Source organism: Salinactinospora qingdaonensis (assembly GCF_039539445.1).
Lineage (GTDB): Bacteria > Actinomycetota > Actinomycetes > Streptosporangiales > Streptosporangiaceae > Salinactinospora > Salinactinospora qingdaonensis.
On the sequence record NZ_BAABDD010000076.1, the window covers coordinates 1 to 1060 of the forward strand.

A 1060-nucleotide genomic window follows, 5' to 3' on the forward strand; every position below is an offset into this window, starting at 1 on the left:
GGCCGATAGCAGTACGGCGCGGCGGCCTTTGGGCCGCCGCGCCGTGGCTGTGGGGGTGTGGGTTAGAAGGTCACCGTGCGCTACAGGAGACCGAGGGCCAGGTCCAGTTGCCGTTGTGTTGGATGGTCACGCCCCAGTTGTTGCCGTTGCCGTTGGGGCGGGCTTCGAGTACCTGGGCGCTGGGCCAGGTGGGGTCGATGTTCCAGGTGGCGATCATTGTCGCCGGTTCGGGCACGTCCATGGTCACGACCCAGTCGCTGGCGCCGGAGACCGAGACGTTGAGGTTGTAGCGGTCGCTCCACTGTTGGCCGGCGGAGAGGGTGGCGGTGCAGCCGCCGTTGCCGCCGTCACCGGGGTCGCCGCCGTCACCGGGGTCGCCGCCGTCACCGGGGTTGCCGCCGCCGGAGGAGCCGATGGTGATGTTGGAGTTGCCGCTGCTTTGGTAGCCCTCGGTGGCCATGATCATGTAGTCGTGGTTGCCCATGTTCATGCCGTGGCTGGCCCAGGCGTCGAAGTGGTTGCCGGTGGTGATGGTGCCGCCGGTACGACGGGACTGGCGTACGCTCCAGTACTGGTCGAAGGTGGCGGTGCCTTCGATGGAGGGCTTGTTGGTGCGGGTGGTCTTGTAGATGTCGTAGGTGCCGCCGTCGCTGTAGACGGTGCCCTTGTAGTCGCCGGTGGGGCGGTAGGAGCCCCAGTTGTCGACGATGTAGTACTCCACGAGCGGGTTTCTGGTCCAGCCGTAGAGGGTGAGGTAGGAGTTGCCGGAGGGGTTGAAGCTGCCGGAGTACTCTACGGTGCGGCGTCCGCCGGTGCTCCAGCCTTTGCCGGCGACGAAGTTGCCGGTGTTGCTCCAGGAGGTGCTGTAGTTGCCGCCCGGGCCTAGCTCCATGGAGACCGTGCCCTCGGCGTCGGTCCAGAAGGAGTAGAAGTAGCCGTCGTGGTTGCCGGTTTGGTTGGAGGTCACGGCCGCGTTGGCGGTGCCGGGCAGCAGCGCGGTGGCCGTGGCCACCGAGACCGCCACGGCACAGACCCGCCCCAGGATCGACCTGGCACGGCT

1 protein-coding gene is annotated in these 1060 nt (G+C 67.4%); it reads right to left on the reverse strand.

Annotated features, from left to right (window positions below; all coding sequences use genetic code 11):
- Positions 1-70 precede the first annotated feature (70 nt).
- Positions 71-1060: glycoside hydrolase family 11 protein (locus ABD848_RS24855; RefSeq protein WP_344977639.1), on the reverse strand; the 990-nt coding region annotated here is incomplete at its 5' end.